General features: G+C 44.1%; 21 protein-coding genes. 19 read left to right on the top strand and 2 right to left on the bottom strand.

All coding sequences use genetic code 11. The features are described 5' to 3' along the window. Positions 1–24: 24 nt before the first annotated feature. Positions 25–1,233 (bottom strand): acetyl-CoA C-acetyltransferase, encoded by a 1,209-nt coding sequence (locus RNZ41_RS01895; protein WP_314027436.1) that lies wholly within the window; start codon positions 1,231–1,233, stop codon positions 25–27. 112 nt (positions 1,234–1,345) lie between these two features. Continuing rightward, positions 1,346–2,494, bottom strand: a complete 1,149-nt coding sequence (locus RNZ41_RS01900; RefSeq protein WP_314027437.1) for an acyl-CoA dehydrogenase family protein — start codon at positions 2,492–2,494, stop codon at positions 1,346–1,348. Positions 2,495–2,776: 282 nt separating this feature from the next. On the opposite strand from RNZ41_RS01900, the gene RNZ41_RS01905 reads away from it, so the two are divergent. The 19 genes from RNZ41_RS01905 to RNZ41_RS01995 all read left to right on the top strand — a co-directional run bounded on the left by RNZ41_RS01905 (position 2,777) and on the right by RNZ41_RS01995 (position 25,267). Next, a complete protein-coding gene (locus RNZ41_RS01905; RefSeq protein WP_314027438.1) occupies positions 2,777–3,439 on the top strand; it encodes a TetR/AcrR family transcriptional regulator in 663 nt (220 codons plus the stop codon). Positions 3,440–3,800: 361 nt separating this feature from the next. Next, positions 3,801–4,817 carry an aliphatic sulfonate ABC transporter substrate-binding protein gene (locus RNZ41_RS01910; protein WP_314027439.1) on the top strand — a complete coding sequence of 339 codons (1,017 nt, stop codon included), beginning with the start codon at positions 3,801–3,803 and terminating at the stop codon, positions 4,815–4,817. A gap of 152 nt (positions 4,818–4,969) precedes the next feature. After that, positions 4,970–5,866: an ABC transporter permease subunit gene (locus RNZ41_RS01915; RefSeq protein WP_253852206.1), complete on the top strand. Its 897-nt coding sequence runs from the start codon at positions 4,970–4,972 to the stop codon at positions 5,864–5,866. After that, positions 5,866–6,657 (top strand): ATP-binding cassette domain-containing protein, encoded by a 792-nt coding sequence (locus RNZ41_RS01920; protein ID WP_198001260.1) that lies wholly within the window; start codon positions 5,866–5,868, stop codon positions 6,655–6,657. The genes RNZ41_RS01915 and RNZ41_RS01920 overlap by 1 nt, the downstream gene beginning before the upstream one ends. A gap of 346 nt (positions 6,658–7,003) precedes the next feature. Continuing rightward, positions 7,004–8,302 carry a YeiH family protein gene (locus RNZ41_RS01925; RefSeq protein WP_314027440.1) on the top strand — a complete coding sequence of 433 codons (1,299 nt, stop codon included), beginning with the start codon at positions 7,004–7,006 and terminating at the stop codon, positions 8,300–8,302. Further along, entirely contained in the window at positions 8,299–8,496 is a 198-nt protein-coding gene (locus tag RNZ41_RS01930) for a hypothetical protein (RefSeq protein ID WP_007117079.1), read from the top strand. The genes RNZ41_RS01925 and RNZ41_RS01930 overlap by 4 nt, the downstream gene beginning before the upstream one ends. Positions 8,497–8,752: 256 nt before the next feature. Beyond that, complete coding sequence (locus RNZ41_RS01935; RefSeq protein ID WP_099834429.1) at positions 8,753–9,970, top strand: SfnB family sulfur acquisition oxidoreductase; 1,218 nt, start codon at positions 8,753–8,755, stop codon at positions 9,968–9,970. Between the two features lie 17 nt (positions 9,971–9,987). Beyond that, positions 9,988–11,226, top strand: coding sequence for an SfnB family sulfur acquisition oxidoreductase (locus RNZ41_RS01940; RefSeq protein ID WP_314027441.1), 1,239 nt, complete (start codon positions 9,988–9,990; stop codon positions 11,224–11,226). Then, a complete protein-coding gene (locus tag RNZ41_RS01945; RefSeq protein WP_314027442.1) occupies positions 11,226–12,605 on the top strand; it encodes an LLM class flavin-dependent oxidoreductase in 1,380 nt (459 codons plus the stop codon). Before RNZ41_RS01940 ends, RNZ41_RS01945 begins: the two co-directional genes overlap by 1 nt. 101 nt (positions 12,606–12,706) lie before the next feature. After that, the gene (locus RNZ41_RS01950) at positions 12,707–13,573 is read left to right on the top strand and encodes a MetQ/NlpA family ABC transporter substrate-binding protein (RefSeq protein WP_314027443.1); all 867 of its coding nucleotides are present in this window, start codon (positions 12,707–12,709) and stop codon (positions 13,571–13,573) included. Between the two features lie 44 nt (positions 13,574–13,617). Continuing rightward, positions 13,618–14,691 (top strand): methionine ABC transporter ATP-binding protein, encoded by a 1,074-nt coding sequence (locus RNZ41_RS01955; RefSeq protein ID WP_314027444.1) that lies wholly within the window; start codon positions 13,618–13,620, stop codon positions 14,689–14,691. Further along, complete coding sequence (locus tag RNZ41_RS01960) at positions 14,684–15,331, top strand: methionine ABC transporter permease (protein WP_314027445.1); 648 nt, start codon at positions 14,684–14,686, stop codon at positions 15,329–15,331. The genes RNZ41_RS01955 and RNZ41_RS01960 overlap by 8 nt, the downstream gene beginning before the upstream one ends. A 200-nt stretch (positions 15,332–15,531) precedes the next feature. Beyond that, the gene (gene msuE / locus RNZ41_RS01965; RefSeq protein WP_314027803.1) at positions 15,532–16,260 is read left to right on the top strand and encodes an FMN reductase; all 729 of its coding nucleotides are present in this window, start codon (positions 15,532–15,534) and stop codon (positions 16,258–16,260) included. A gap of 218 nt (positions 16,261–16,478) precedes the next feature. After that, positions 16,479–17,405, top strand: coding sequence for a CysB family HTH-type transcriptional regulator (locus tag RNZ41_RS01970; RefSeq protein ID WP_314027447.1), 927 nt, complete (start codon positions 16,479–16,481; stop codon positions 17,403–17,405). Between the two features lie 376 nt (positions 17,406–17,781). Beyond that, a complete protein-coding gene (gene ssuD, locus RNZ41_RS01975) occupies positions 17,782–18,990 on the top strand; it encodes an FMNH2-dependent alkanesulfonate monooxygenase (protein WP_314027448.1) in 1,209 nt (402 codons plus the stop codon). A 579-nt stretch (positions 18,991–19,569) separates the two neighbouring features. Beyond that, entirely contained in the window at positions 19,570–20,139 is a 570-nt protein-coding gene (locus tag RNZ41_RS01980; protein WP_309593098.1) for a hypothetical protein, read from the top strand. Positions 20,140–20,353: 214 nt separating this feature from the next. After that, entirely contained in the window at positions 20,354–21,943 is a 1,590-nt protein-coding gene (locus RNZ41_RS01985) for a Dyp-type peroxidase (RefSeq protein WP_314027449.1), read from the top strand. Positions 21,944–22,025: 82 nt separating this feature from the next. Then, positions 22,026–23,180 (top strand): catalase family protein, encoded by a 1,155-nt coding sequence (locus RNZ41_RS01990; RefSeq protein ID WP_314027450.1) that lies wholly within the window; start codon positions 22,026–22,028, stop codon positions 23,178–23,180. 251 nt (positions 23,181–23,431) lie between these two features. Then, positions 23,432–25,267 carry a 3-hydroxyacyl-CoA dehydrogenase gene (locus tag RNZ41_RS01995; protein ID WP_314027451.1) on the top strand — a complete coding sequence of 612 codons (1,836 nt, stop codon included), beginning with the start codon at positions 23,432–23,434 and terminating at the stop codon, positions 25,265–25,267. Positions 25,268–25,274: the final 7 nt, after the last annotated feature.

Genomic DNA, 25,274 nt, shown 5'->3' on the forward strand with positions numbered 1-25,274 from the left:
TTTTAATTCAATTAAATAGGCGACTTAAACACGTTCAATAATCGTGGCAATACCCATACCGCCACCGACACATAAGGTCGCAAGTCCAGTGGTCAAATCTCGGCGCTCCAATTCATCTAACAAGGTGTTAATCAAAATTGCCCCTGTTGCGCCTAATGGATGTCCCATAGCAATCGCACCACCGTTGACATTCACGATATCCATATTAAGCCCTAGGTCTTTTGCCGTTTTCATTGGCACCGCTGCAAACGCTTCGTTAATTTCCCATAGGTCAATATCAGACACCTGCATATTCGCCCGGGCTAAGGCTTTTCTTGCGGCCAGTGTCGGACCTGTTAGCATTATCGTCGGTTCTGACCCCACCACTGCCGCCATCGTGACTTTGGCACGGGGTTTTAAATTCGCCGCTTGTCCCGCTGATTGACTACCAAGCAGACATAACGCGGCCCCGTCAACGATACCTGATGAGTTACCGGCATGGTGCACATGGTTAATTTTTTCAATCGTGGCATATTTATCTAAGACCACTTTATCAAAGCCCATTTTTCCTGGCATGGCAAACGAGGGCTTTAATTCTGCCAAGCGTTCAACGCTGGTATCAGCGCGAATGGTTTCGTCATGGTCTAAAATCATCAGACCATTGATATCTTTAACAGGAATAATCGATTTAGCAAAATACCCTTGCTCAGAAGCCTGCTGGGCTCTGCGATGAGACTCGGTGGCATAGGCATCAACATCACTGCGACTAAACCCTTCTAATGTCGCAATCGTATCAGCGCCGATGCCTTGTGGGGCAAAGCCGGTGGCGGTATTGACGCGTGGGTCCATGTACCAAGCACCGCCGTCTAACCCCATTTTGACACGGCTCATAGACTCCACGCCACCTGCCACCACCATATCTTCCATGCCCGACATGATTTTGCTTGCGGCTAAATTAATCGACTCTAACCCTGATGCACAAAACCGTGATAGGGTAACGCCTGCCACTGATTTTGCCCAACCGGCATCAATTACCGCAATTCGGGCGATATCAGAGCCTTGCTCACCAACAGGGGTGACACAACCTAGTACCACATCATCCACCAACTGCGTGTCCAACTGATTGCGCGACTGTAAATTTGTCAGCAGTTCTCTGATTAACCAAATTGGAGCGACTTGGTGCAAGCTGCCATCGGATTTGCCTTTGCCACGCGGGGTGCGGATAGCATCATAAATATAAGCGGTATTACTCATTTGATTTTCCTTAATCATGATTAAAATTTGTCAATTGCTAATGGCTAATCCTAATATCTGATACTAATATCTAGGCTAGCTAAAAAGTGGCGCAGCCATATAAAACGATGAGTTACATAAAACGAGACGCCAACTCTTTCATGATTTCATTGGTACCGCCATAGATTTTTTGCACTCGGGCATCAGCATATAATCGGGCAATCGGATACTCCAGCATATAACCATAGCCACCAAATAGCTGTAAGCATTCATCCGTGACTTTGGCTTGTTTATCCGTGGTAAAGGCTTTTAATAGAGCGGCATGTTGTACGGTCAGTTTTTTGTTAAGATGGGCCTCGAGTGCCGCATCACACATCGCCCTGACGGCAAGGTAGTCCGCATTACATTCGGCAAGTTTAAATCGGGTATTTTGAAATGACCACACAGGCTTGTTAAAGGCGTGGCGTTCTTTGGTATATTCGATGGTAAGTTCAATTGATTTCTTAATCGCCCCCGCCGCCGCCAAAGCAATGATTAAGCGTTCTTGTGGCAACTCTTGCATCAACTGAATAAAACCCATGCCCTCCACACTGCCCAATAAGTTTTTTTGTGGGACACGCACATTATTGAAGAACAACTCTGAGGTATCTTGTGATGACAGACCGATTTTCTCTAAGTTGCGACCCCGCTCAAAGCCTGCTAAACCATCGGTTTCTAACACCAAGAGAGATACCCCTTGAGCCCCTTTTTCACGGTCGGTTTTACAAGCGACGATAATTAGGTTGGCTAACTGGCCATTGGTGATAAAGGTTTTGGAACCATTTAAAATGTAGTCATCACCGTCTTTAATGGCATAGGTTTTGATAGCTTGTAAATCTGACCCTGTACCTGGCTCGGTCATCGCAATCGCACCAACCAATTCGCCCGTTGCCATTTTTGGTAACCAACGCTGTTTTTGCTGTTCACTGCCATGATGCAAGATATAAGGTGCCACAATACCTGAATGCAAAAAGCCACCAAATCCGCTCAAGGCCGCATCGGCTTGGGCATAAATCAAAGCCGCTTCATGACGAAAGTCGCCACCGGCACCGCCATACTCTTCAGGCATCGACGCACATAAAAAGCCCATCGAGCCTGCTTCAAGCCATGCTTCTTTATCCATCATGCCGTTTTTTCGCCACTCGATGTCTTCGTCAATCCAAGTTTGAAAAAACTTCTTGGCAGTATCTTCTAGCATGGCGACTTCTTCGTTCATCCAGCTTGATTCAAAATGGTTGATCATCCTTGATTCCTCGTTCGTTATTGAGAGATTAATTAAACCGTTATAATAGTAATATTAATTACTACCTTAAAAAATTGCTCGGCTATTTATAGTTATTTATCCTTAAATTATATTATGAAGGTAATTTATATTACCAATGTAATACTAAATAAAAATCCTAAGATTATGATTAAATAGCCAAATAATGCCGCCATCATAACAAAGATAAAAAATGAGAACAATATTGTCTGTGGATATAGTAATATATATTACTATTTTTTAAATATCTAAATAGAGAATATTATGACTGCGTTGAAAAAGCCAATGACGCTTGGACGTCCTAGTAATGCAATGGGTGATTTAACCTTACTTGCGCAGATACGACCTGCAACCTTAGATAAAATCGAAAAAAGTGTGATTACGCTGTATGCCAGTGATGAGAGTGAGGTCGCTGCGGATAGTGTGACTATGCAGTCAATTGCAAAACACGCGAACGTGTCACTGCAGACCTTGTATAAATATTTTGGCGATAAAAACACGCTGATTTATGTGATTTTAGATCGAGTGCTTAGTCGCCTAGCCGCTCGAATGATTGACCATTTGAGCGGTATTGATAGTGTCAAAGACCGGCTGCGTAAGACGCTATGGGTGATGTTTGATTTTGTTGACCACAATCCTGATGCGGTATTGTTTTTTTCTACAGCGATTCCTGTCTCCCACTATCAACATATTGCCATTTATGAAAACAAGGATTTGATGGAAGCTTTTTTGCAAGTGTTGTCGGATGGGCAGCAGCGTGGGGAGCTTAATCAAAATGTCTCGCTTAAAACCTTATTAGATGTGTTTATGGGGTTTATCACCCGATTGGGGCTGATGCACGTGTTAAGACACGCTGCCAAACCGATGACGGCTGACTTTGATCCTTTGTTTGATATCCTATGGCAAGCTATTTCACGGCATGACTAAGAGAATAACGCATTTTACAAATACACGAACAACAATCTAGGAATGTTTGTCCGCTATTATTACCCTGAATAAATGAATGGTCCAGCACTGGCTGTAGCGATTGCGCCCTATGTTTTTCTCTACGCAGAATAGCATTTATCTGTCCACACACCCTTCCGCTATCAATAAACAATAAATTAAAGCGGTTAGCAAATTCTTCTATATTCTTATCAATTATAATTATTAAGCTTTGTTATTATTCTGTGGAATAATAGCGCCATTCGATGATGTTTGATAGCGCTTTATAGCATTTCATCTCGAAAAAAATGAAAAATTTTGAGGATAAGGACAAATTGTCCTAAATATTGCATAAGGTATTGTAATGAAAAAAGTTTCTGCTCTACTTATTTCGGGGTTTAGTATTAGCTTGCTATTAGCAGGTTGCCAGCAAAATACCACCAAATCTGCCAATGCGGCAACCACCAATGAAGCACAGACCAATGACAGTAAGAGCGGTGATTCAAAACCACTTGAAGAAGTGCGTATCGGATTACAAAGTTCAGGGGCGTTGGTGTATTTGCGTGAAAGTAAGCTGCTTGAAAAGTCGCTCGAAAAATCGGGCATCAAAGTCAATTGGGTGCAGTTTCAATCGGGACCGCCGCTGCTAGAAGCGCTAAATACCAACAATATTGACTTTGGCACCGCAGGGGACACGCCACCTATTTTTGCCCAAGCCGCGGGTAGTAATCTGGTGTATGTTGCCTATGAAAAACCTTCACCACAATCTGAAGCCGTCATTGTCCCCGCCAATTCAACCTTAAAGTCAGTGGCTGAATTAAAAGGTAAATCTGTGGCGGTGACTAAAGGCTCTAGTGCTAATTATACGTTACTAAAAGCATTGGAACGTGACAAATTGAGTTTTGCTGACATAGATGTCAAGTATTTACAGCCATCTGATGCCCGTGCTGCCTTTGAATCGGGGAAATTGGATGCTTGGACCGTTTGGGAGCCTTATCTATCGAGTGCCAAAATTGAGCTAAAAGCGCGAGTTTTGACCGACGCTACAGGTCTTAAGCCCAATAATACATCGTTTTATTTGGCATCAACGGATTTTGCTCAAAAACACCCCAATGTGATTAAAGACATTGTCAAAGCCATTGATGAAGCGGATAAAGCGATTACCGCTGACCCGGTAACTTTTAGCAAAATGATCCAAAAAGTCACCAATCTAAAACCTGACGTGGCGTTAGCCTCGGTGAAATCAAGAAATTACGGTGTCAACTATATCACCGATGACATCATTCAAGCCCAGCAGCAAGAAGCGGATACTTTTTATAAAAATAAATTGCTGCCAAAACAAATACAGGTAAAAGATATTGTCTGGTATCCACCCAAGTAAAACTATGGCTAGTAAAAAGCTAGTAAAAAAAGAATAGGTAATCTTTATGACGCTAGCTTGCGCTTACTACTTTGAAGCGATACAGCCGACAGTTAAGCTTTTAACAGTCATTAATAAAGTTGCATTGATAAATTTGCAGTGAGAGGTTGTTTATGAAAACGTCAAGTTTTGTTGCGGATAATTCAGTGGTAGCGGCATCAAAGCCGCTACCGACGAAACCGATAAGGGTGAATGCGCCAGTCAAGACATTGTCAACCCGCAAGGTTGTTAAAACCCTATTTGGGCGTACAGGGGGTTGGTGGTTGCCGTTACTCATGTTGGCGGGTTGGCAACTGGTAGCAAGTTTTCAATTACTGCCTGAGGCTTACCTTAAAAATATTTCGTCACCCAATGCCGTTGTTCAAGCGGGCTATGAACTCATAAAAAGTGGTGAGCTTTGGCAGCATCTCGGTATTAGTGCGCTGCGAGCGTTTGCGGGGTTGTTGATTGGCGGGTTGTTTGGGTTAGGGTTTGGGCTGTTGACCAGCACTTTGCCTGTATTTCGCACGTTATTGGATACCACCTTTCAAATGCTGAGAAACATCCCACATTTGGCATTAATTCCCTTGGTCATCGTGTGGTTTGGGATTGATGAAGCGGCAAAGGTTTTTTTGGTGGCAGTTGGCACATTTTTTCCGATTTATTTGAATACCTATCATGGTGTGCGTAATGTGGATAAACATCTGGTCGAGATGGCAAAAAGCTATGATTTAACAGGTTGGGCATTGTTTAAAGAAGTGATTTTACCTGGGGCATTACCGAGTATTTTGGTGGGGGTGCGTTTTTCATTGGGCATTATGTGGCTGACGCTGATTGTGGCGGAAACCATTTCGGCCACCACAGGCATTGGGTATTTAGCCATGCACGCTCGCGAGTTTTTTCAGATTGATATCATTATGTTTTCAATCTTGGTTTATGCATTATTAGGGTTTTTAGCCGATTTTATTGCCAAAAAGCTTGAATTTGTTTGGCTCAAATGGCACCCCGCTTACCAACAAGGAGCACACTAATGTCAACGCCATTGTCAGCACCATTGTCAGCGTCATCCAGAACGCCATTAAAAACCTCAGCAGGATTGGCTTTAAGCTTAACAAATGTGGTCAAAAAATTTGACAATCGAGAAGTCATTAAAAACCTAGATTTGCACATTCAAAGTGGGGATTTTATTGCTATTGTCGGGCACAGTGGCTGTGGTAAATCAACATTGCTGCGTTTACTTGCGCAGTTAGAAACAGCGAGTAGCGGGGAGTTGACAGCCATGTCAATTGCCAACCAAGCCATGTCACCTCAGGCATGGCGACAATCTACGCGGCTGATGTTCCAAGATGACCGATTGTTGCCTTGGAAAACGGTACTGGAAAATGTGGGGCTTGGGCTAAAAACGCCAGACTGGAAAGCGCAAGCGTTGAAAGCGTTAGCGGAAGTCGGCTTGGCAGAGCGGGCTGATGATTGGCCATCGGCATTGTCAGGGGGACAAAAGCAGCGAGTGGCTTTGGCTAGAGCGATTATTCATCGTCCGCAGCTGTTGCTACTTGATGAGCCATTGGGGGCACTCGATGCATTAACCCGTCTTGATATGCAGCAACTATTGGTCAAATTATGGCAAGAACATCGATTTACGGTCATTTTAGTGACCCATGATGTCAGTGAAGCGGTCATCACGGCTGATAGGGTGATTTTAATTGAACAAGGCAAAATTGGACTGGATTTGCCAATCTTATTGCCACATCCCCGTAATAACATGACTAAAACTGCGCCATTTGAGCAAATTGTACTTGATAAGATTTTAGCGGTGCATTGAGTCTGTCAATCGTTCAATGACAAGCAACTGACACCTTTTGGCACTCTTTGCCACCCTTTATTGAGCAAAAGCCCATTAAAAAATTAATGGGCTTTTTTAATGATAAAATTAATCGATTTGATTTTTCTGTCTGGGCTAGCCGAAGCTTTGCTCAGTGCTTTTATTGGTGCTAAGTCAGTAAGTAAAATCCACCTAAACATTATGCGCTCACAGTACCGCCTGTTAGCAGAATTTATTATATTCATATCAGTTATGGTTACTAAGTGTAATCAATAATTTATGGAATAATGCCTTTTTCATTTGATACAAGTGCTATATCAATACTGGGAGAAAGGAGCGTGAGGTCATGAAATTTTTAAAAAATGAGGATAATTGGTCGGTTGTACTGGGACTATTTATTGTGGTAGTGATTTGCACCTTGTATATATCGCAAATACCTATCGCCAACTTAAATGTCAAAATAAAACCTTGGTCAGACTTTAGTGAGTTATTTAACCTAGTTAGCCATTCAATCCTAGGACTGCTAAGCTTAGGAATTGGTTTCGGGTTATTGCTATTTTTGGGTGCCAAATCCGCGCAACCTGAAATAAAGTTACCCCCATTTTTAGCCAAATTTGTCCTATTGTTTTTGATGGCGGCGGGCATTTTGATTTTAAGCAGTAATAAGACTGTCAAAGCATGGCAACTAGAAAGTCCTTTGGTAGCCTTGTTCATAGGTCTGTTAATTGGCAATTTTACCTCAATTGCTGATAAATTAAAGGAAGTGCTGAGAACCGAATACTATGTCAAAATTGGTATTGTTTTAATGGGGGCAACCTTACCCTTCACTACGATTTTAAAAGCGGGTCCGGCGGCCATCGTACAAGCCTTAATTGTTTCGGTTGTGACTTTTTCTACCATTTATTTCGTAGCAACAAAAGTGTTTAAGCTTGATAACCGATTTGCAGCGACCCTTGGGGCAGGTGGCTCGGTGTGTGGGGTGTCAGCGTCGATTGCCATTGGCGGTGCCTGTAGAGCCAAGCATGAGCATGTGGCGGCGTCAATTTCGTTGGTGATTGTGTGGGCAGTAATTATGATTTTTGCGCTGCCATTTGCTTGTAAGTTGTTGGATTTGCCACCTGCGATTGCCGGTGCCTGGATTGGAACGTCTGAATTTGCAGATGCTGCTGGTTTTGCAGCGGTTGAAGCGATTGGTAATGAGTCTGCTACCCAAGCCTTTACATTAATGAAAGTGGTAGGCCGAGATATGTTTGTTGGATTATGGGCATTTTTGGCAGCTTATTTATCGGTCACTGTCTGGGAGCGTGCTTCAACGAACGAGCGAATTGATAAATCAGAGATTTGGCGTCGATTTCCTAAGTTTATTATCGGTTTTTTTATTGCCTCAATCATCACTACCTTATTTGTACTCATTGCACCCAACGCTGAAGCTTTTAATAAACAAGCATTAGGTCTTATCAAAGACTATCGCGGTTGGTTTTTTACCTTAACGTTTTTATTCATTGGTATGACAACGCGATTTAAAGCATTGGCAAGCGTGGGCATTAAACCTGTACTTGCGTTTACAGCGGGTGTTTTGGTCAATCTGCCGCTGGGCTATTGGCTCTCTAACCATGTGTTTGCAAACTATTGGATAAATTTATGATTACCCAATCAACCACTATCAAAAGTCAAATCCCATTACCAAAGACGGTGTTAGCACAATTTGGCTTTAGCAATCATTGCTCCCAAGCCGTCTTTGATACGTGGGAGTTAAAAAAAGCCCTCAAAGCAGCGGGTATTGATGAAAATCAATATCAGCTGACAGTAAATTATCACCGACAGTGGGGATATTTTTGATGGTTTGAAAAAACCTATCCCTACAAATTAGCTTTGTTATTGGTTAGAAATTTATCCAAAAATTTACCTGTTGGTCTAAGCCCTGATATAAGCCCATTAAAAAATTAATGGGCTTTTTTTATGTTCACCCAATCAATCAAATGACATGCTGTTCATCACATTTCTTGCTATAGATAGCAAAATATCTTGGTTATCTTTGCGAAAAAAAATCTTTACCATGATGCCTTATTCAAGCATTTAGCGGTAAGGAATTAGCATGACGGATTTTAATCAGCCACTTGATAAATATGCCAAAGCGCAACGCATTGTCACTGATGAGCAAGCCATTCAAGCTGCCAAGCAAGTGGCGGCTTTTGCCCTCATCAAGCGCGACGAGCGCGACCAACAGCGACAATTGCCTTTTGCAGTGATGGATCTATTTAGCCAAACCGGGCTTGGCGGCATACGTATTCCCAAACAATATGGCGGCGCCGAAGTGTCAAATCGCACCTTGGCAGAGGTCTTTCGTATTTTGAGCAAAGCCGATGCCAATATTGGATTGATTCCACAAAATCAAATCAGCCTACTCAATATCATCAATATCATCGGCAATGACAGTCAAAAACGTTTTATTTTTGGCGAGATTTTGTCAGGCAGTCGCTTAGCCAATGGCGGGCCAGAACGTGACACCAAAGACAGCAAAACCTTGGCAACGACATTGACCATTGCCAACAATGGTTACTATCTTAACGGGGAAAAATTCTATTCAACAGGCAGCAGTTTTGCCGATTACTTGGCGATTAAAGCCTTACACCCTGAGGGTCATGTGGTACTCACCCTTATTGATAAAACCGCAACGGGCGTTGAGGTAGTAGATGATTGGGATGGTTTTGGACTGCGTACCACCTCAAGCGGCACGGTCAAACTCAACCAAGTCAAAGTCCTACCTGAGCTAATTTTTGATGAGCGCTTGCTTAGCGATGCACCGACGTATCGTGGGGCTTATTCTCAGCTGATACAAGCGGCGATTGATGTCGGAATTGCAGAAGGGGCGTTTGAAGATACCTTAGCTGTGGCAAAAAAAGCCCGTCCCATTGTCGATGCCAAAGTCGAAGCTGCGCGCTTTGAGCCGTATTTGCTACAAGTAGTGGGAAAGTTAAAAGTACGCTTGGATGCGGCTACCCTATTACTGCAAGAAGCGGCTGATTATTTGGATGCGCTGGATAGATTGGATTTTGTCACCGCAGAAGAGGCAGCACTCGCGTCTATCAAAGTGGCAGAAGCCAAAGTATATGCCAATGACGCCGCTCTCACGATTTCTGAAAAACTGTTTGAAATTGGCGGTAGTCGTTCATCACTTAGTGAGCATGGCTTGGATCAGCATTGGCGAAATGCTCGCGTGCATACTTTGCATGACCCAGTGCGCTGGAAGTTACACGCATTGGGCGATTATTACTTAAATCACAAATTGCCCAACCGTCATGCTTGGATTTAGAAAGTAAGGAAAACACCATGTCAGATACCATCACCCGTCCAGTAACGGACGCTCAAGCCTCGTTAATCAAACCTACGCCCGTCGCCCATATCATCAAGTCGGACAACGAAGCATTAGAAATCGCCTATCAGCTTGCCCAATCGTTTAAACAAGCGCGTATAAAACGAGACCGCGAACGGCTATTACCCTTTGCAGAAATTGAAAGCTTGAGCCAATCAGGGTTATGGGCAATCACCGTGCCAAAACGCTTTGGCGGCGCTGATGTATCAAGTTGGACCGTCGCTCAAATCATTGCGCTGTTGAGTGGTGCAGATGGGGCGATTGGGCAAATTCCGCAAAATCATTACTATGCGTTAGAAGTATTAAAAAACACGGGGACAGAAGCCCAGCAGCAACGCATTTTTGCTGAAGTATTACAAGGGGCGCGGCTAGGCAATGCGCTGGCTGAGTTTAAGCCCAAAAATGCCGTTGATAAAACCACCAAACTCACCTCAACGCCAGGCGGTTATCTAATCAATGGCGAAAAATTTTACTGCACAGGCAGTCTGTTTGCACACCGTATTCCGACTTTGGTAAAAGATGACAACGACCGCGAATTTTTGGCATTTGTGCAGCGAGACGCCAAAGGTCTCACGCTGATTGATGATTGGCAAAGTTTTGGTCAACGTACCACAGGCTCAGGCACGGTCTTATTTGACCAAGTTTTTGTAGATAAAGACGATGTCATTGCTTTGGATACAGCCTATCAAATTCCCACGGTTTGCGGGCCATTCGCCCAGCTGTTGCACGCCGCCATTGAGACAGGTATTGCACGTGGGGCGTTTGATGAAACCTTGGTACAAGTGCGGCAAGCTCGTCCTTGGATTGATTCGGGCGTGGATAAAGCCACCGATGACCCACTCACGCTATTGCAAATTGGGCGCAGTGCGGCAGATGTGCGAGCGGTGGAGGTGTTACTCAAACACGCTGCCCAAACCATCGATGCCGCTCGTCCAACGCCCAATGAGCAAAATATTGCCCAAGCGTCATTGGCGGTCGCGGCAGTGCGCGCATTAAGCACCGAAGTGGCACTAAAAACCTCCTCACAGCTCATTGAGCTGGCAGGCAGTCGCGGTAGCCAACGTGACAAAGGGCTAGACCTGTATTGGCGAAACGCACGGGTGCATACCTTGCACGATGCGGCACGGTGGAAATACTACTTTATTGCCAACTATGCACTCAATGGGGTATTGCCGCCACGGCGAGGGACGTTGTGATGGGTGAGACGGTGAAACAAGAAAATAACCTGCCAAAGCCGATTATTCTTAACGCCTTTGATATGAATTGCGCTGGGCATATCAATCATGGTTTGTGGACGCACCCAAGGGATGAATCTTATCGATTCAATGAGCTTAGCTATTGGACAGGCTTGGCAAAAACCTTGGAGCAAGGGTTATTTGATGGGTTGTTTTTGGCGGATATCACAGGCTGTTATGACGTTTATCAACATAACATTGATGTGACCCTTAAAGAGTCGGTGCAATTGCCAAGCCATGACCCGACCACCTTGGTGTCTGCCATGGCGTCTGTCACCGAGCATTTGGGCTTTGGTATCACTGTGAATCTAAGTTATGAAACGCCTTATCAATTTGCTAGACGTATGGCGAGTCTAGATCACTTAACCCAAGGTCGTTTGGGATGGAATATCGTGACAGGGTATTTGGACAGCGCTGAGCGGTTGATTGGTAATCAAGGGCTTAAGGCGCATGATTTACGCTATGAGCAAGCGGACGAGTTTTTACAGTTGTGCTACCAGTTTTGGGAAGGCTCATGGCAAAACGATGCAGTCAAAATAGACAAACAGGCGCGCATTTTCACTGATCCTGCCAAGGTAAAAGCGATTCACCATCAAGGGCGTTTTTACCAAAGTGACGGCGTTTTTCAAGTGATGCCGTCTATTCAGCGCACGCCGGTGTTATTTCAAGCAGGGGCATCAGCCAAAGGTTTGGCATTTGCTACCCAGCACGCGGAGGCGATTTTTATTGGGGGTGGTGAAAAATCAGCGATTAAACGGCAGGTGGAGACGATTCGCCAGTTGGCAAAAGCACAGGGTCGCAATCCCAATGACATCAAAATACTGATGGGAATCACAGTAGTGACTGACAAGCATCACGACCTTGCCCAAGCAAAACTGGCAGAATATGAAGGCTATGCCAGTAGCGAGGCAGGATTGGCACATTACTCAAGTTCGGTGGGGATTGATTTATCACAGTATGCCGATGATGAGGTGATTGCCTACCAACAAACCAATAGCATTGCGTCGGTAAACCAGCGCTTTCAGCAGCAGCAGGTTACCAAAGCGCAGCTGATAGCAGAGCATCGGTTAGGGGGACGCTATCCGCTAATCGTGGGCGATGGGCGCGAGGTGGCTGAGGCGTTGATAACCTGGGTGGACGAGACAGGAATTGACGGTTTTAACGTTACTCGCACGGTCACGCCTGAGTCTTACGAGGACTTTATCCAGTATGTCATTCCTGAGCTACAACGTCGTGGACGCTTTAAAACCGAATACAAACAAGGCAGTCTACGCCATAAGCTCATTGGCAAAGGTGAGCGATTACCCAGTTCACACCCAGTGCAAAGCTTTCGATGTTAAGGGCTTGTTTAGAGGACATTTTTTAGTGCTATCAGTTTTTTATGTTTTAAGCAGCTATTTCTAAGCAGCTATTTTTAAACCATCATTTTTAAGGAGCTATTATGGCAATCGCAGCAAAACATCGTGCTACTGTTTTAGGGGTAACTATCATTGCTGTCTTGGTGTTACTGAGCGGCTGGGCATTTTACAATAAAAGCCAAGCATCAAACGTCACCAAAGACAATCCGTTAACCATCGGTATTAGCCCGCCTTTTGCCAATCCACTTAAAGAAGCAGTCGCGGCGGCAAAACAGCAAGGTATCAACGTCAAATTAGTCGAGTTTACGGATTGGAATACCCCAAATGTAACACTTAACAGTGGCGACATCGATGCCAATTATTTTCAACATCAGCCGTTTTTAACCAATGCACTCAAACAGCATCCAGAGTATAAGCTATCGGCTTTGGGGAAAGGGGTTGCCACCCATGTCGGTTTGTATTCTAAAAAATACCAAAGCCTAGCAGCATTGCCGACGCGTGCCCGTGTGGTGGTGCCAAACAACCCTGTTAATCAAGGGCGAGCGCTACTACTGCTGCAACAGGCAAAATTAATTGGGCTAAAAGACCCAAATAATTTTCTGTCTAACTTAAACGATATCAGCAGCAATCCAAAACAATTGCAGTTTATTGAAGTCGAAGGCCCGCAGACCGCACGAGCGGTTGATGATGCTGATTTGGTGTTTAGCTACCCGCATTATTTGCGCTTAGCCAAAACCATTGACCCCAATCAAGCTTTAGTCTTTGATGATACCACCAATAACCGCTATGCGATTTTATTTGTCACTCGGGATGATTTTGCCCAAAAAAATCCTGAGCGCGCCGAACAGCTGAAAAAATTTATTCACATTTATCAAACTTCCCCTAACGTAAAACAAGTGCTAAATAAAGAAATCGGGGGGAAACTTTGGTTTCCAGGTTGGACCTCGTAATGCGTTAACAAGTTTTAGCCATAACAATTACAAAGGATCATGCTATGCAGTCGTTTACTCATATTACCCAAGATGACAGTCATTCATCACCTCCCTATATCCGAATCGATAAGGTCAATAAGTTTTATCAAGGACAAGCGCAAGCGATTCATGCACTAAAAGATATCTCACTTGAGGTGCCAACAGGCAAAATTCTGGGTATTATCGGTAAAAGCGGGGCGGGCAAATCATCGTTGTTACGCATTATCAACGGCTTGGAGTCGATTAGTGATGGTCATGTTTATATCGATGATAACAATGTGGCAGCACTGAGCCAAGCACAGCTGCGACAGCTGCGACAAGGCATTGGTATGATTTTTCAGCATTTTAATCTGCTGTCGAGTAAAACGGTACAAGACAACGTCGCCTTGCCCCTAAAAGTCGCCAAAGTAAGTCAGGCTGATATCAATAAACGTGTGGCGCAAGTGCTAGAGATGGTGGGTCTCAGTGATAAAGCATTGATGTATCCTTCCCAGCTATCAGGCGGTCAAAAACAGCGGGTGGGCATTGCGCGGGCGCTCGTGAATGAACCCAAAATTTTATTGTGTGATGAAGCCACATCAGCACTAGACCCAGAAAGTACCCAGTTAATTTTGCAGTTACTCAAGCAAATTAATAAAAAACTTGGCATTACCATTGTGCTCATTACCCATGAAATGCAAGTCATTCGAGATATTTGCGACCAAGTGATTGTCATTAACCAAGGGCAAATCGTTGAAACAGGACCAGTGTGGAAAGTATTTGCCTCACCCATGCACACCATGACCCAAGAATTACTAGGCTATAATCAGTCATCCATTGATTTGGGTGAGGATAAACTCACCGACAAACACAGTGCCACTCATACTTTGCTCAACCTAAGATACGTTACCCCAAGAAAATCTGCCCCTGATTTAAAGGCAATTTTTGCGCAATTTGAAGCGCCCGTCTCTTTGTATCAAAGTCAAGTGGATACCATTCAAGGCTACTTGGTAGGCAATATCGTCGTTGGCGTCGCAACCACGGGTTTAGATGTCGCGCAATTGACCCAGCGCTTGGGACATCAAGTTTTGCATGTGGAGGTAATTGGTTATGCTTGAATTATTACTGACGGGGTTGATTGATACCCTGATTATGGTTGGCGTATCAGCGATTTTAGCATTTTTATTGGGGTTACCGATCGCATTGGTATTGGTCAATTCAAGCGAGCAAGGTATTGCCCCATCATTTTTGACCAATCTAAGTTTGGGTTGGTCTGTGAACATTGTGCGTGCCATTCCTTTTTTGATATTGATGGTGGCTATTATTCCAGCCACTCGAATGATTGTCGGTACAAGCTATGGTGTGTGGGCAGCCGTGGTACCGTTAACCTTAGCAGCGACGCCTTTTTTTGCCCGAATTGCCGAAGTGAGTCTGCGTGAAGTTGACCCAGGGCTCATAGAAGCGGCACAAGCGATTGGCTGTAACCGTACACAGATTATTCAGCATGTGTTATTGCCCGAAGCATTGCCTGGCATTATTGCCGGGTTTACTGTGACGCTTGTTACCATGATTAATTCGTCTGCGATTGCTGGCGCGATTGGGGCGGGGGGCTTGGGCGATATTGCCTATCGTTATGGCTATCAGCGCTTTGATGTGCAAATGATGGTATCAGTCATTGTGGTTTTGGTGACATTGGTGATGTTGGTGCAAGCCACAGGCGATAGTTTGGCTCAATGGGTCGATAAACGCCAATTGTAGCTCTGCAGATTTACCACTTTGATATGGCAAATTTGATATAGCAAAAAATCAGCTAAATAATGCAGATATTGTTGTTTCACAAGCGGCTTAATTTTTTGTTTAATGAGGTTATCGACATGTCATCGATTCATCTGATTACACTAAATTAAGGAACAAAGATGTCTATCACTCAAAATTTCACAAATCAACCAAATCCAGCCATGCCACTCAATATCGTTGCGGTATCGGGTGGGCTCAACACACCATCAAAAACCGAAAGTCTGGTGCAAAATATTGTAGATGAGTTGGCACAAGCCACGCCCATCAACGTGCATTTTATCAAGCTGAGTGAAATCGGGCCTTTACTCAGTGGGGCGATTTATCGTAACCAACTGCCAGAGCGAGTACAAAACGACTTGGCAGCGATTGAGGCGGCGGACGCCTTGATTGTAGGAACGCCGGTGTATCGCGCGTCTTTTACCGGATTGTTTAAACACTTATTTGACTTTGTAGAGCAAACCGCGCTCGTGGATGTGCCGGTATTATTGGCAGCGTCGGGCGGTAGCGAGCGTCATGCACTGGTACTAGAGCACCAACTTCGCCCATTGTTTAGTTTTTTCCAAGCCCAGACATTGCCAATTGGCGTGTACGCGACGGATAAAGACTTTACCCTAGAATACACCGTCTCAAGCCAACAGTTGCGTGACCGTATTGTGTTAGCGGTGGCGCGCGCGTTGCCGATACTTGAGTGGGCACCTGCCAAAGGCCGACGCGCCCAAGCCATTAAAGAAAAATCAGCGCAAGCCAATCAGCAGCTAGGCATTAATAAACAAGTCGAACAAGCCGAAATATTACCCTCTGTGGCAGTGCCAGATTTATCGAGCGCCGAAGCCAGATTACACCCGCAAACTGTTCAATCACAGCCTAAAACCCATCCATTCGTTGCTTGATGGGAGAGTGCCTTAGTGATTATTAGCTGAGCTGACAAGGGCAGTTATCGTCAATATCACCTGAGCAATCAAAAGCTTAGTTTTATTCGAAATATTTTATTTTTAACATTGTTATATGTAATTTTGGAATATTAATTTGTTTGATGGGTGTTTGTTGTCCTAGTCTACTCGGCTTACACTAATTTGATTGATTATCGGATTATTTGGGCCAACAGACTATGAATTTTCAACAACTTCGTATTATTCGAGAAACGGTACGCTGTGACTATAACTTGACCGAAGTGGGCAACGCATTATTTACCTCGCAATCGGGTGTGTCCAAACATATCAAAGACTTAGAAGATGAGCTTGGGGTAGGGCTGTTTGTGCGTAAGGGCAAACGGCTATTAGGTTTGACCGAGCCGGGTAAAGATTTGTTGGTGATTGTAGAGCGGATGCTACATGATGCCAACAATATCAAAACCTTGGCTGAACAATATACCAGCCAAGATAAAGGCGAATTGACCATCGCAGCCACCCATACCCAGTCTCGTTATATTTTGCCGCCCGTTGTGCAAGCGTTTAAACAGCTTTTTCCTAAAGTGCATTTGCGATTGCTACAAGCCGCACCGCCAGAAATTGCGGCAATGCTACTTGATGGACGAGCGGATATTGGCATTGCTACCGAAGCCTTGTCAAGCTATAGCGAGCTTGTGACTTTTTCTTATTATCACTGGTATCATGCGATTGTGGTGCCGCCAAACCATCCGCTAACCCAGCTTGAACAGGTAACGCTTGCCGACATAGCCCATTATCCGATTATCACTTACATTAGTGGTCATACCGGGCGAACGATGATTGATGAAGCGTTCGCCAAAGCAGAATTACAGCCTGATATCGTGATGACCGCATTGGATTCTGATGTGATAAAAACCTATGTGGAATTTGGTATGGGCATTGGTATCATCGCTGATATGGCGTTCAATCCCAATAAAGACACACAGTTAACATTACTCAGTTGTGAGCCACTATTTCATCAAAATACCACCTTGCTCGCAGTGCGACAAGGGCATTTTTTACGAGGATTTGGCTACCAGTTTTTAGCCTTGTGTAACCCCACATTAACCCAAACAACAATGCATGATGCCATACAACCTAGCAGCTAACGCAAAATCCTGATAAGCAAGTTGGCAAAACTTAGCGTCTGTTACATCCGATGTAATACGCGTCAAATTCGCTTGCTATCTCGCTTGTTGTGCTATTTTTAAGATTTGGGTTTGTTTATCTGCTGTTAATATGACTTCATTTGACGATAAAACGCTTTATGGTGAAAACTGTAAAGCTTTTTTTATGTCACTGCTTTAGCGATTAAATTGATAGGGTTAGCAGCAAAATTATTAAGTATTTTTTGTGCTAACCAAAGCAGTTTTTGTTATTTTTTATTGCGCGATATTTGCTTTAAGCTTATGGCTACCGATAAACCGCCCATGACAAAAGGCGAGTTATCTTAATCAATTTTTGAGCTTACAAGCAGGGGTTACGATGAAAATTTTTTGGTTTATACCGACACATGGCGACAGTCGTTATTTAGGTACAAGTAAAGGGGCAAGAACCGTTGACCATACTTATATGAAGCAAATTGCAGTGGCAGCCGATAACCTTGGCTATGAAGGCGTGTTGATTCCGACAGGTCGCTCATGTGAAGACCCTTGGTTGGTCGCTGCTAGTCTCATTGATGCGACCACTCGCTTAAAGTTTTTGGTGGCATTACGCCCTGGGGTGACGACACCCGCGCTTGCCGCTCGTATGACAGGCACCTTTGATCGATTATCAAATGGTCGATTACTGCTTAATCTGGTGACAGGCGGTGATGAACAAGAGCTTAAAGGCGATGGCATCTTTGAAGACCACGCGACGCGTTATCAGACAGCCAGTGAATACACCACGATTTGGCGAGAGATTTTGACTCGCTCGCACACAGGCGAATCCTTTACTTTTAACGGTGAACGCTTGCAAGTCGAGGATGCCAAATTGCTATATCCCCCTTTACAACAGCCGTATCCGCCCTTGTGGTTTGGCGGTTCATCTGAGGCGGCGCAAACACTGGCTGCCGAACAAGTTGACAGTTATTTGACTTGGGGTGAGCCGCCTGCCGCTGTCAAAGAGAAGATTGAGCAGCTTAAAACCAAAGCCGCTGCCAAAGGTCGCACATTAAGCTATGGGATTCGTCTGCACGTGATTGTGCGTGAAACCAATGAAGCCGCTTGGCAAGCCGCTGATGAATTATTAAGTCATGTCACTGACGACACTATTGCCGCCGCCCAAGCCAAATTTGCCCAAATGGACTCGGTGGGACAACAACGTATGGCAGCCTTGCATGGCGGTCGCCGTGATAACTTAGAAATTTCGCCCAACTTATGGGCAGGAATTGGACTGGTGCGTGGCGGCGCAGGCACGGCACTGGTGGGCGACCCACAAACCGTTGCTGCGCGTATTCAAGAGTATGCGGATTTGGGCATTGATAACTTTATTTTTTCAGGCTATCCACACTTAGAAGAGGCGTATCGGTTTGCTGAATTGGTTTTCCCATTATTACCGATAGACACCCAAAACACCTTGGTCAAGCCAAATTTGACAGGACCGTTTGGTGAGATTGTCGCTAATAACTATGCACCACCGCAACAAACCAGCGACACTGCAACCCCAAAAACACCCGCTACTGCCATACCCAAACACGCTATTGCCTCTTAAATTTATTTTAAAGACATATTAAAGGCGTCTTAAATGCTTGTGATAAAACGTGCTAACTAAGGCACGTTTTGCGTCTCGTCTATACCTATCTATATCTATTATCCGACAGAGTACGCGGAATCCACCCTAGCCATGATAAGCATCTTTTAACTGATAGACCTTTTAACTGATAAACACTTTTTTTAAAAGTGGTAGCCAGTTATAGGGTGAGATTAGACCAGCAAGCTACTTTGCTAAAGTTAATCATCAAAGTCCAAGGTCCCAAATTTTTTGAGGTCCCACATAGCAGGAAAAGTGATTTTTCTACACAGATTTTATATTTAAAAGTTAAATAATCTATTGATTGTAATGAGAATTTTTTAAATTAATGCTTCGGTTTTATGGTTTCTAGTATGTCATTTTTTAATCAATAGTTTAGTTTTGTAATTTTATGGGTGATAAAAGTTAATTTAGCGCTTTTTACTTTTTACGGCTTATATAATGAAAAAGATTTAAATCTTAAATAATAAAACAATGGGATAAATAAATTTAAATCAAGCACTTTACTTAATGATCAACTAACTATAAGGGCAATAAAACATGACAACTGAAAACAACGAAAAACTTTCTTTATTAGACGATGTGGCATTGAAAGCACAAATGCTCATGGCAAACTTCAAAGAGGGCGGTGATGATGGCTATGACCATTCTGTCACCAGTGCCGGTGAAAAGGGCTTAAAATCAGGCAAAGTGTCTGAACTCACCGCCATCGCTCCCTTAACCAAAGATGGGGCAGCTCGTATCAAGCGAATTTTAGAAATCACCAAAGGCAATCTTGCAGGGGCGACCAATGTAGGCACCTTGCATGATTTGCGGTTGGTGTTTTTAGACAATGACACCAAGCTACTGTTTTGTACCGCCTATGATGGCGATTGGGATGCTTACATTAATGACTTTGCTACCAAAATTCCAGAACTCATGGACTTGATTTTTGGCAATGTAGAGGGTTGGCCTGGGATTAAAAGCCCGACGGTTAAGCAATTCATCCTTGACCATCAGATTACCGCTACCGGTTGGTATGTGGGTGTGCCTCATCTGACGGTTCGTGATATTGCGCGTAATGACAAAATCGTGCGTGGCATCAATAAAGCCATTGAACAAGCCCAATAAGCTGACTTAGAACTTGTATTCACCATATCACGTTTGTCAGCGTACTATTATAAGGGTACTATTCTAAGCATACTCTGAATGGGCAAGCTTTAGGTTAAAATTTCGATACAAAAGCCATTTGTTGCGTGATTTTTACCATAAACGATATTTAGCGTGGTGTATGGTGAGCAGGTTCTTAGCATCAAATTTTTGAAATTCTCTGCTAGGAACGACCATGAATAACGACAACCCAGCGAATGAAAGCCTACTTGGCAAATTAAAAACCCATCTACAAGATGGTATCGAGCATGGCATAGAGGCCATTAAAGACAAATTTGAACACAGCGATACACCCGCTGAAGAAGGCAGTGTCAAAGAACGGGTACATGAAGCGAAACAAAAAATCAGCACGCAGCTGCACAGCGTCACCACACGGGCAACGAACGCTATCTATCCTAATATCGCCACGATGGAACTTGACGATATTCAAGCCATCATTTTGCATGACCGCCCTGCGCCTTACTATGGCACGCTTGTCGCGCTAAAAGTCAATGACAGCAACGCAGGTCGTGAATTACTAAAAGCGGTATTACCAAACGTCACAGGCTCAAAAAATTTCCGAAAAGATATGGATGCCAATTTGACCATTGTGATGACGTATGAGGGGCTAAAAGCTTTAGGCTTACCGCAAAGCTCGCTTGATTCTTTCCCAGAAAATTTCAAAACAGGGATGGCAGGTCGCTCCGATATCTTGGGTGACAAAGGCGATAATGACCCTAGTAACTGGCTTGCGCCATTTGGTGATAAAGGCGATATTCATATTTGCGGCGCGGTGATTGCCGATAGCCAAGAAAAATGGCAAGCCAAACTTGCCGAACTTAAACAGGCGTTTGCCCCTTATCTAGATACTAACCGTAACGCTATCGAAATCTTGGTGGAACATGATTTTGGCGTAAAAGGTGAGGTCAAAAACGTGTTTGGTTATCGCGATGGGATCAGTAACCCAGAAGTTGATGGCAGTGGTATCAGCCTTGAAAATAACACCGAACGCCCAATTGCGGCGGGTGAATTTGTGTTAGGTTATAAAGGTGAAGCGGGCGTGGTACCCCCCATGCCACAGCCTGAAGTATTGGGAAAAAATGGCTCGTTTATGGTACTGCGAAAATACCGCAGTAATGTGGCTGACTTTCACCGCTATTGTCTTGAACAAAGCGACGATGACCCAGCTAAAGCCGATAAACTGGGTGCAAAAATGTTCGGTCGCTGGCGTTCGGGTGCCCCTATTACCCTAAGCCCAGATCACGATGATGAAGCCCTCGGTAAAGATAATGTAGCAAACAATAAATTTGACTACACGGATGATCCCTATGGCAAAGGCTGCCCATTTGGTGCCCATGCTCGCCGTATGAACCCACGCAATACCAAAGACTTTATTCTAAGCGATGTGCGTCTTCACCGTATCATCCGCCGTAGCGTTTCGTATGGCGATATCGTGCCGCCCAACGTGACCCAAGACGATGGTCAAGAGCGGGGGTTATTTTTTATTGGTATCAACGCGCATGCCATGGACACGCTGGAGTTTTTGCAAAGCCAATGGATTAATGACGGTAACTTTATGAACCTTGGGGAAGAACGTGACCCACTGCTAGGCGTACACGCAGGTAGTGACGCTGATAGCGATGTGTTTACCGTACCCGATGAGCCAATTCGTAAGCGTCATACCAATATTTTGCAATTTAATACCCTACAAGGCGGTGAATATCTTTTTGTACCGAGCTTGTCGGCACTTAAATGGATTAGTGAGCTTAACGAAAATTCATATTAGCGTAAAACTAAATAAAAAAAGGTTAGGCTGTTGTAGTCCACCTAACCTTATAAAATAATGAAAATAACAAAGGACAATCATCATGTTAAATAAATTATTCGGTCGTCGTTATGCCAAGTTTGACCCAGCCATCGACCAGCTTACGAGTGACGATGAAAAAGCCATCGACCAAATCACCGCAGATATTCGTGACTATATCGGTAAATCAGACACCGTTAGCAAAATCAACTATCACACCCGAGATGCCCATGCCAAAGGCTACTGTGCGTTAAAAGCCAACTTTGAGATTTTACCAAAACTGCCCAAAGAATATGCCCAAGGTATCTATGCCAAACCCGCTCGCCATGAAGCGGTGATTCGTTTTTCTAACGGCTCATCTCGTGTGGCTGCCGACAACAAGCTGGGGCTTTCTCAAGGGTTGGCGATTAAAGTCTTTGGTGTCAAAGGCGACAAATTACTGCCAGATGAGCCAGATAGCCCAAACTTTGACTATAATCTGATTAATTTTCCTATTTTCTTTTGTAATACTATCCAAGACTATAGTTATATTTCACGGCTATTTTTACAATTAAATGATTATTTTGCCAAAGGCGCAAAAGGTCAAGCCAAATTTGCCTTTGACTGGATTACCCAATATGGCAAAAAACTGCCATCCAAAGAATCCCTCAAGACTTTTAGGGCTTTTAGTAAATTTAAAACCATCAAACCGCAAAATACTTTGTTATACAGTTTTTATTCACAAGGGGCGGTGCGTCATGGCGACTATATGGCAAAAATCCGTGTCGCCCCGACCAAAGCGTCACAAGCCAAAATCAAACGCCGTGACCTAGATGTCAATGCCACCAGCGAGGCGATTCGTCCTTTGATTTTACAAGAAATCCGTGAGCATGATTATGAGTTTGATGTGCAAATCCAGCTGTGCCGTAACTTAAAAGACCAACCCATCAATGATTTGACCAAAGAATGGGATGAAAAAGATGCGCCTTTTGTGACAGTGGCAAAACTCACCATCCCTTGCCAAGATGTGCCGGATGACGGCAACTTTGACATTATGGAACATTTGTCATTTACCCCGTTTCGCTGTATTGAAGCCAACCGTCCGATTGGTAACTTACAACACGCGCGACTGCGTGCCTATCAAACCGCCTCGACCACGCGCCATCGTTTAAATCATAAAAAACGTGCCGAACCAACCAATTTAAAACAGGCATTTGATAAAGATTTTTATAACCTTTAAATTTGGCAAAAAACCAGTAGCGGGGCGGTTATGGGGGCATTGTTTGGGGTAAAATTTCACCCATTGAGTGAAAAACTACATCGCCCTCAATCATTCAACAACCGTTAACCTGTGACTGGGCTAACGGTTTTTTACCTTTTTACGCCATTAAACTTATTTCATTAAACTTAAGCTATTAAACATAGTGATTAGCAAATACGATAATACCAAAAATAAAGTTGCGTATTTGCCAATCAATCTAGGAGTATTGTATGTCAGAGTCGAATCCTCTTGTTAATTTTACCCATATCACAGTCGCAGGCAGTGGTGTTTTGGGCTATCAAATCGCGGTACAAGCGGCGTTTCATGGTTTTAAAGTCGTTGTGTATGATATCAATGACGAGGTGCTCAATAAAGCCAAAACCAAATTTGCCGATATCGCCAAACGTCATCAGGATGATTTGGGCGAAACAAGCGAACAGGCCAAACAGGCTGAGCAAAACTTGCGTTATAGCTCAGACTTAAGCGCCGCCTTAAAAGACGCAGATTTGTTGATTGAGGCGGTGCCCGAAGATGTCGCCATCAAAAAAGATTTTTATAGCAAAGCCTCAGCAGCCGCACCCGAGAAAACCGTATTTGTCAGTAACTCATCTACCATGTTGCCCAGTGATTTGGTCAAATTTACCGACCGTCCTGCTAAGTTTTTAATGATGCACTTTGCCAATGAGATTTGGAAGCGCAATCTTGCCGAAATTATGTCGCATGCCGATACTGACCCTAATGTATTTGATGCGGTGACTGCGTTTGCCAAACAAATCGGTATGTTGCCTATTATCGTCAACAAAGAAACCTCGGGCTATGTACTAAATTCACTACTCAATCCTTGGTTAAATGCAGGGATGCAGCTGTATATCCAAGGTATTGCTGACATTCAAACCATCGACAAAACTTGGATGCTTGGCACAGGCTCGCCGATGGGACCATTTGCTTTTTATGATATGCTGGGGCTGACTACCCCTTACAATATTTACAAGCTTGCTGTAGCTAAGGGCAAACAACAGGACCAAGCGGTCGTCGATATGCTTAAAAAAGAGTATATCGAGCAACATAAACTGGGTGTGCCAACGGGCGAAGGATTTTATCAATACCCCAATCCCGCCTTTAAAAATCCTGACTTTTTAAAACCACCTAAAGCGGATTTATCCAAAGTACCCTATAAAAATATTACCGTGGCAGGTAGTGGCGTATTGGGCAACCAAATTGCGGTGCAATGTGCGTTTCATGGGTTTAACGTGACTATTTATGACATTAACGATGACGCGATTGCTAAGGCGAAAGCTCGCTTTACCGACCTTGCCAATCAGCATCAGCATGACCTAGGTGAAACCGATGCCCAAGTGACAGCAGCTAGCAAAAATTTGGCTTACACCACGGACTTGCATGAGGCGTTAAAAGATGCAGACCTATTGATTGAAGCGGTGCCAGAAAGCTTAGACATCAAACAAGATTTTTATAGCAAAGCCTCAGCCGCCGCCCCTGCCAAAACCGTGTTTGCCAGTAACTCATCGACGCTATTGCCAAGCGTGTTATCGACCTTTACTAACCGTCCAGAAAAATTCTTGATGCTGCATTTTGCCAATCACATCCATATCCGTAATACGGTGGAGTTGATGGCGGCAGCAAGCTGCGACCCACAAGTCTATGCTGACGTCATCGAATTTGCCAAAGCCATTGCCATGTTACCGATAGCGGTAAAAAAAGAACAATCAGGCTATGTGCTGGATAGCTTATTGATTCCGTTATTGGTAGCGGGGTTAAAACTGTGGGCAAACGGCGTTGCCGATGCCGCAACCATTGATAAAACGTGGATGATAGCCACGGGTTCACCCTTTGGACCGATGGCGATTTTGGATAAAAATGGCATGAAAACCAACTACAACATCTTTAATGAACTGGCAAAAATGGACCCCTCTTTGCAGCAGCCCGCTGAAAAGCTCAAAGCAGAACTGGTCGATACTAACAAACTGGGTGAAGCCACGGGTGAGGGGTTCTATCAATATCCTAACCCAGCTTATTTAGCGAAAGATTTTTTAAGCCTATCTGACTAAATTGCGT

This window comes from Moraxella sp. DOX410, assembly GCF_032248735.1.
Classification (GTDB): domain Bacteria; phylum Pseudomonadota; class Gammaproteobacteria; order Pseudomonadales; family Moraxellaceae; genus Faucicola; species Faucicola tetraodonis.

Bases quoted from the DNA above. Each gene is read 5' to 3' on its own strand.
- RNZ41_RS01895 (WP_314027436.1), bottom strand. From the start codon at position 1,233: ATGAGTAATACCGCTTATATTTATGATGCTATCCGCACCCCGCGTGGC.
- RNZ41_RS01900 (WP_314027437.1), bottom strand. From the start codon at position 2,494: ATGATCAACCATTTTGAATCAAGCTGGATGAACGAAGAAGTCGCCATG.
- RNZ41_RS01905 (WP_314027438.1), top strand. From the start codon at position 2,777: ATGACTGCGTTGAAAAAGCCAATGACGCTTGGACGTCCTAGTAATGCA.
- RNZ41_RS01910 (WP_314027439.1), top strand. From the start codon at position 3,801: ATGAAAAAAGTTTCTGCTCTACTTATTTCGGGGTTTAGTATTAGCTTG.
- RNZ41_RS01915 (WP_253852206.1), top strand. From the start codon at position 4,970: ATGAAAACGTCAAGTTTTGTTGCGGATAATTCAGTGGTAGCGGCATCA.
- RNZ41_RS01920 (WP_198001260.1), top strand. From the start codon at position 5,866: ATGTCAACGCCATTGTCAGCACCATTGTCAGCGTCATCCAGAACGCCA.
- RNZ41_RS01925 (WP_314027440.1), top strand. From the start codon at position 7,004: ATGAAATTTTTAAAAAATGAGGATAATTGGTCGGTTGTACTGGGACTA.
- RNZ41_RS01930 (WP_007117079.1), top strand. From the start codon at position 8,299: ATGATTACCCAATCAACCACTATCAAAAGTCAAATCCCATTACCAAAG.
- RNZ41_RS01935 (WP_099834429.1), top strand. From the start codon at position 8,753: ATGACGGATTTTAATCAGCCACTTGATAAATATGCCAAAGCGCAACGC.
- RNZ41_RS01940 (WP_314027441.1), top strand. From the start codon at position 9,988: ATGTCAGATACCATCACCCGTCCAGTAACGGACGCTCAAGCCTCGTTA.
- RNZ41_RS01945 (WP_314027442.1), top strand. From the start codon at position 11,226: ATGGGTGAGACGGTGAAACAAGAAAATAACCTGCCAAAGCCGATTATT.
- RNZ41_RS01950 (WP_314027443.1), top strand. From the start codon at position 12,707: ATGGCAATCGCAGCAAAACATCGTGCTACTGTTTTAGGGGTAACTATC.
- RNZ41_RS01955 (WP_314027444.1), top strand. From the start codon at position 13,618: ATGCAGTCGTTTACTCATATTACCCAAGATGACAGTCATTCATCACCT.
- RNZ41_RS01960 (WP_314027445.1), top strand. From the start codon at position 14,684: ATGCTTGAATTATTACTGACGGGGTTGATTGATACCCTGATTATGGTT.
- msuE (WP_314027803.1), top strand. From the start codon at position 15,532: ATGCCACTCAATATCGTTGCGGTATCGGGTGGGCTCAACACACCATCA.
- RNZ41_RS01970 (WP_314027447.1), top strand. From the start codon at position 16,479: ATGAATTTTCAACAACTTCGTATTATTCGAGAAACGGTACGCTGTGAC.
- ssuD (WP_314027448.1), top strand. From the start codon at position 17,782: ATGAAAATTTTTTGGTTTATACCGACACATGGCGACAGTCGTTATTTA.
- RNZ41_RS01980 (WP_309593098.1), top strand. From the start codon at position 19,570: ATGACAACTGAAAACAACGAAAAACTTTCTTTATTAGACGATGTGGCA.
- RNZ41_RS01985 (WP_314027449.1), top strand. From the start codon at position 20,354: ATGAATAACGACAACCCAGCGAATGAAAGCCTACTTGGCAAATTAAAA.
- RNZ41_RS01990 (WP_314027450.1), top strand. From the start codon at position 22,026: ATGTTAAATAAATTATTCGGTCGTCGTTATGCCAAGTTTGACCCAGCC.
- RNZ41_RS01995 (WP_314027451.1), top strand. From the start codon at position 23,432: ATGTCAGAGTCGAATCCTCTTGTTAATTTTACCCATATCACAGTCGCA.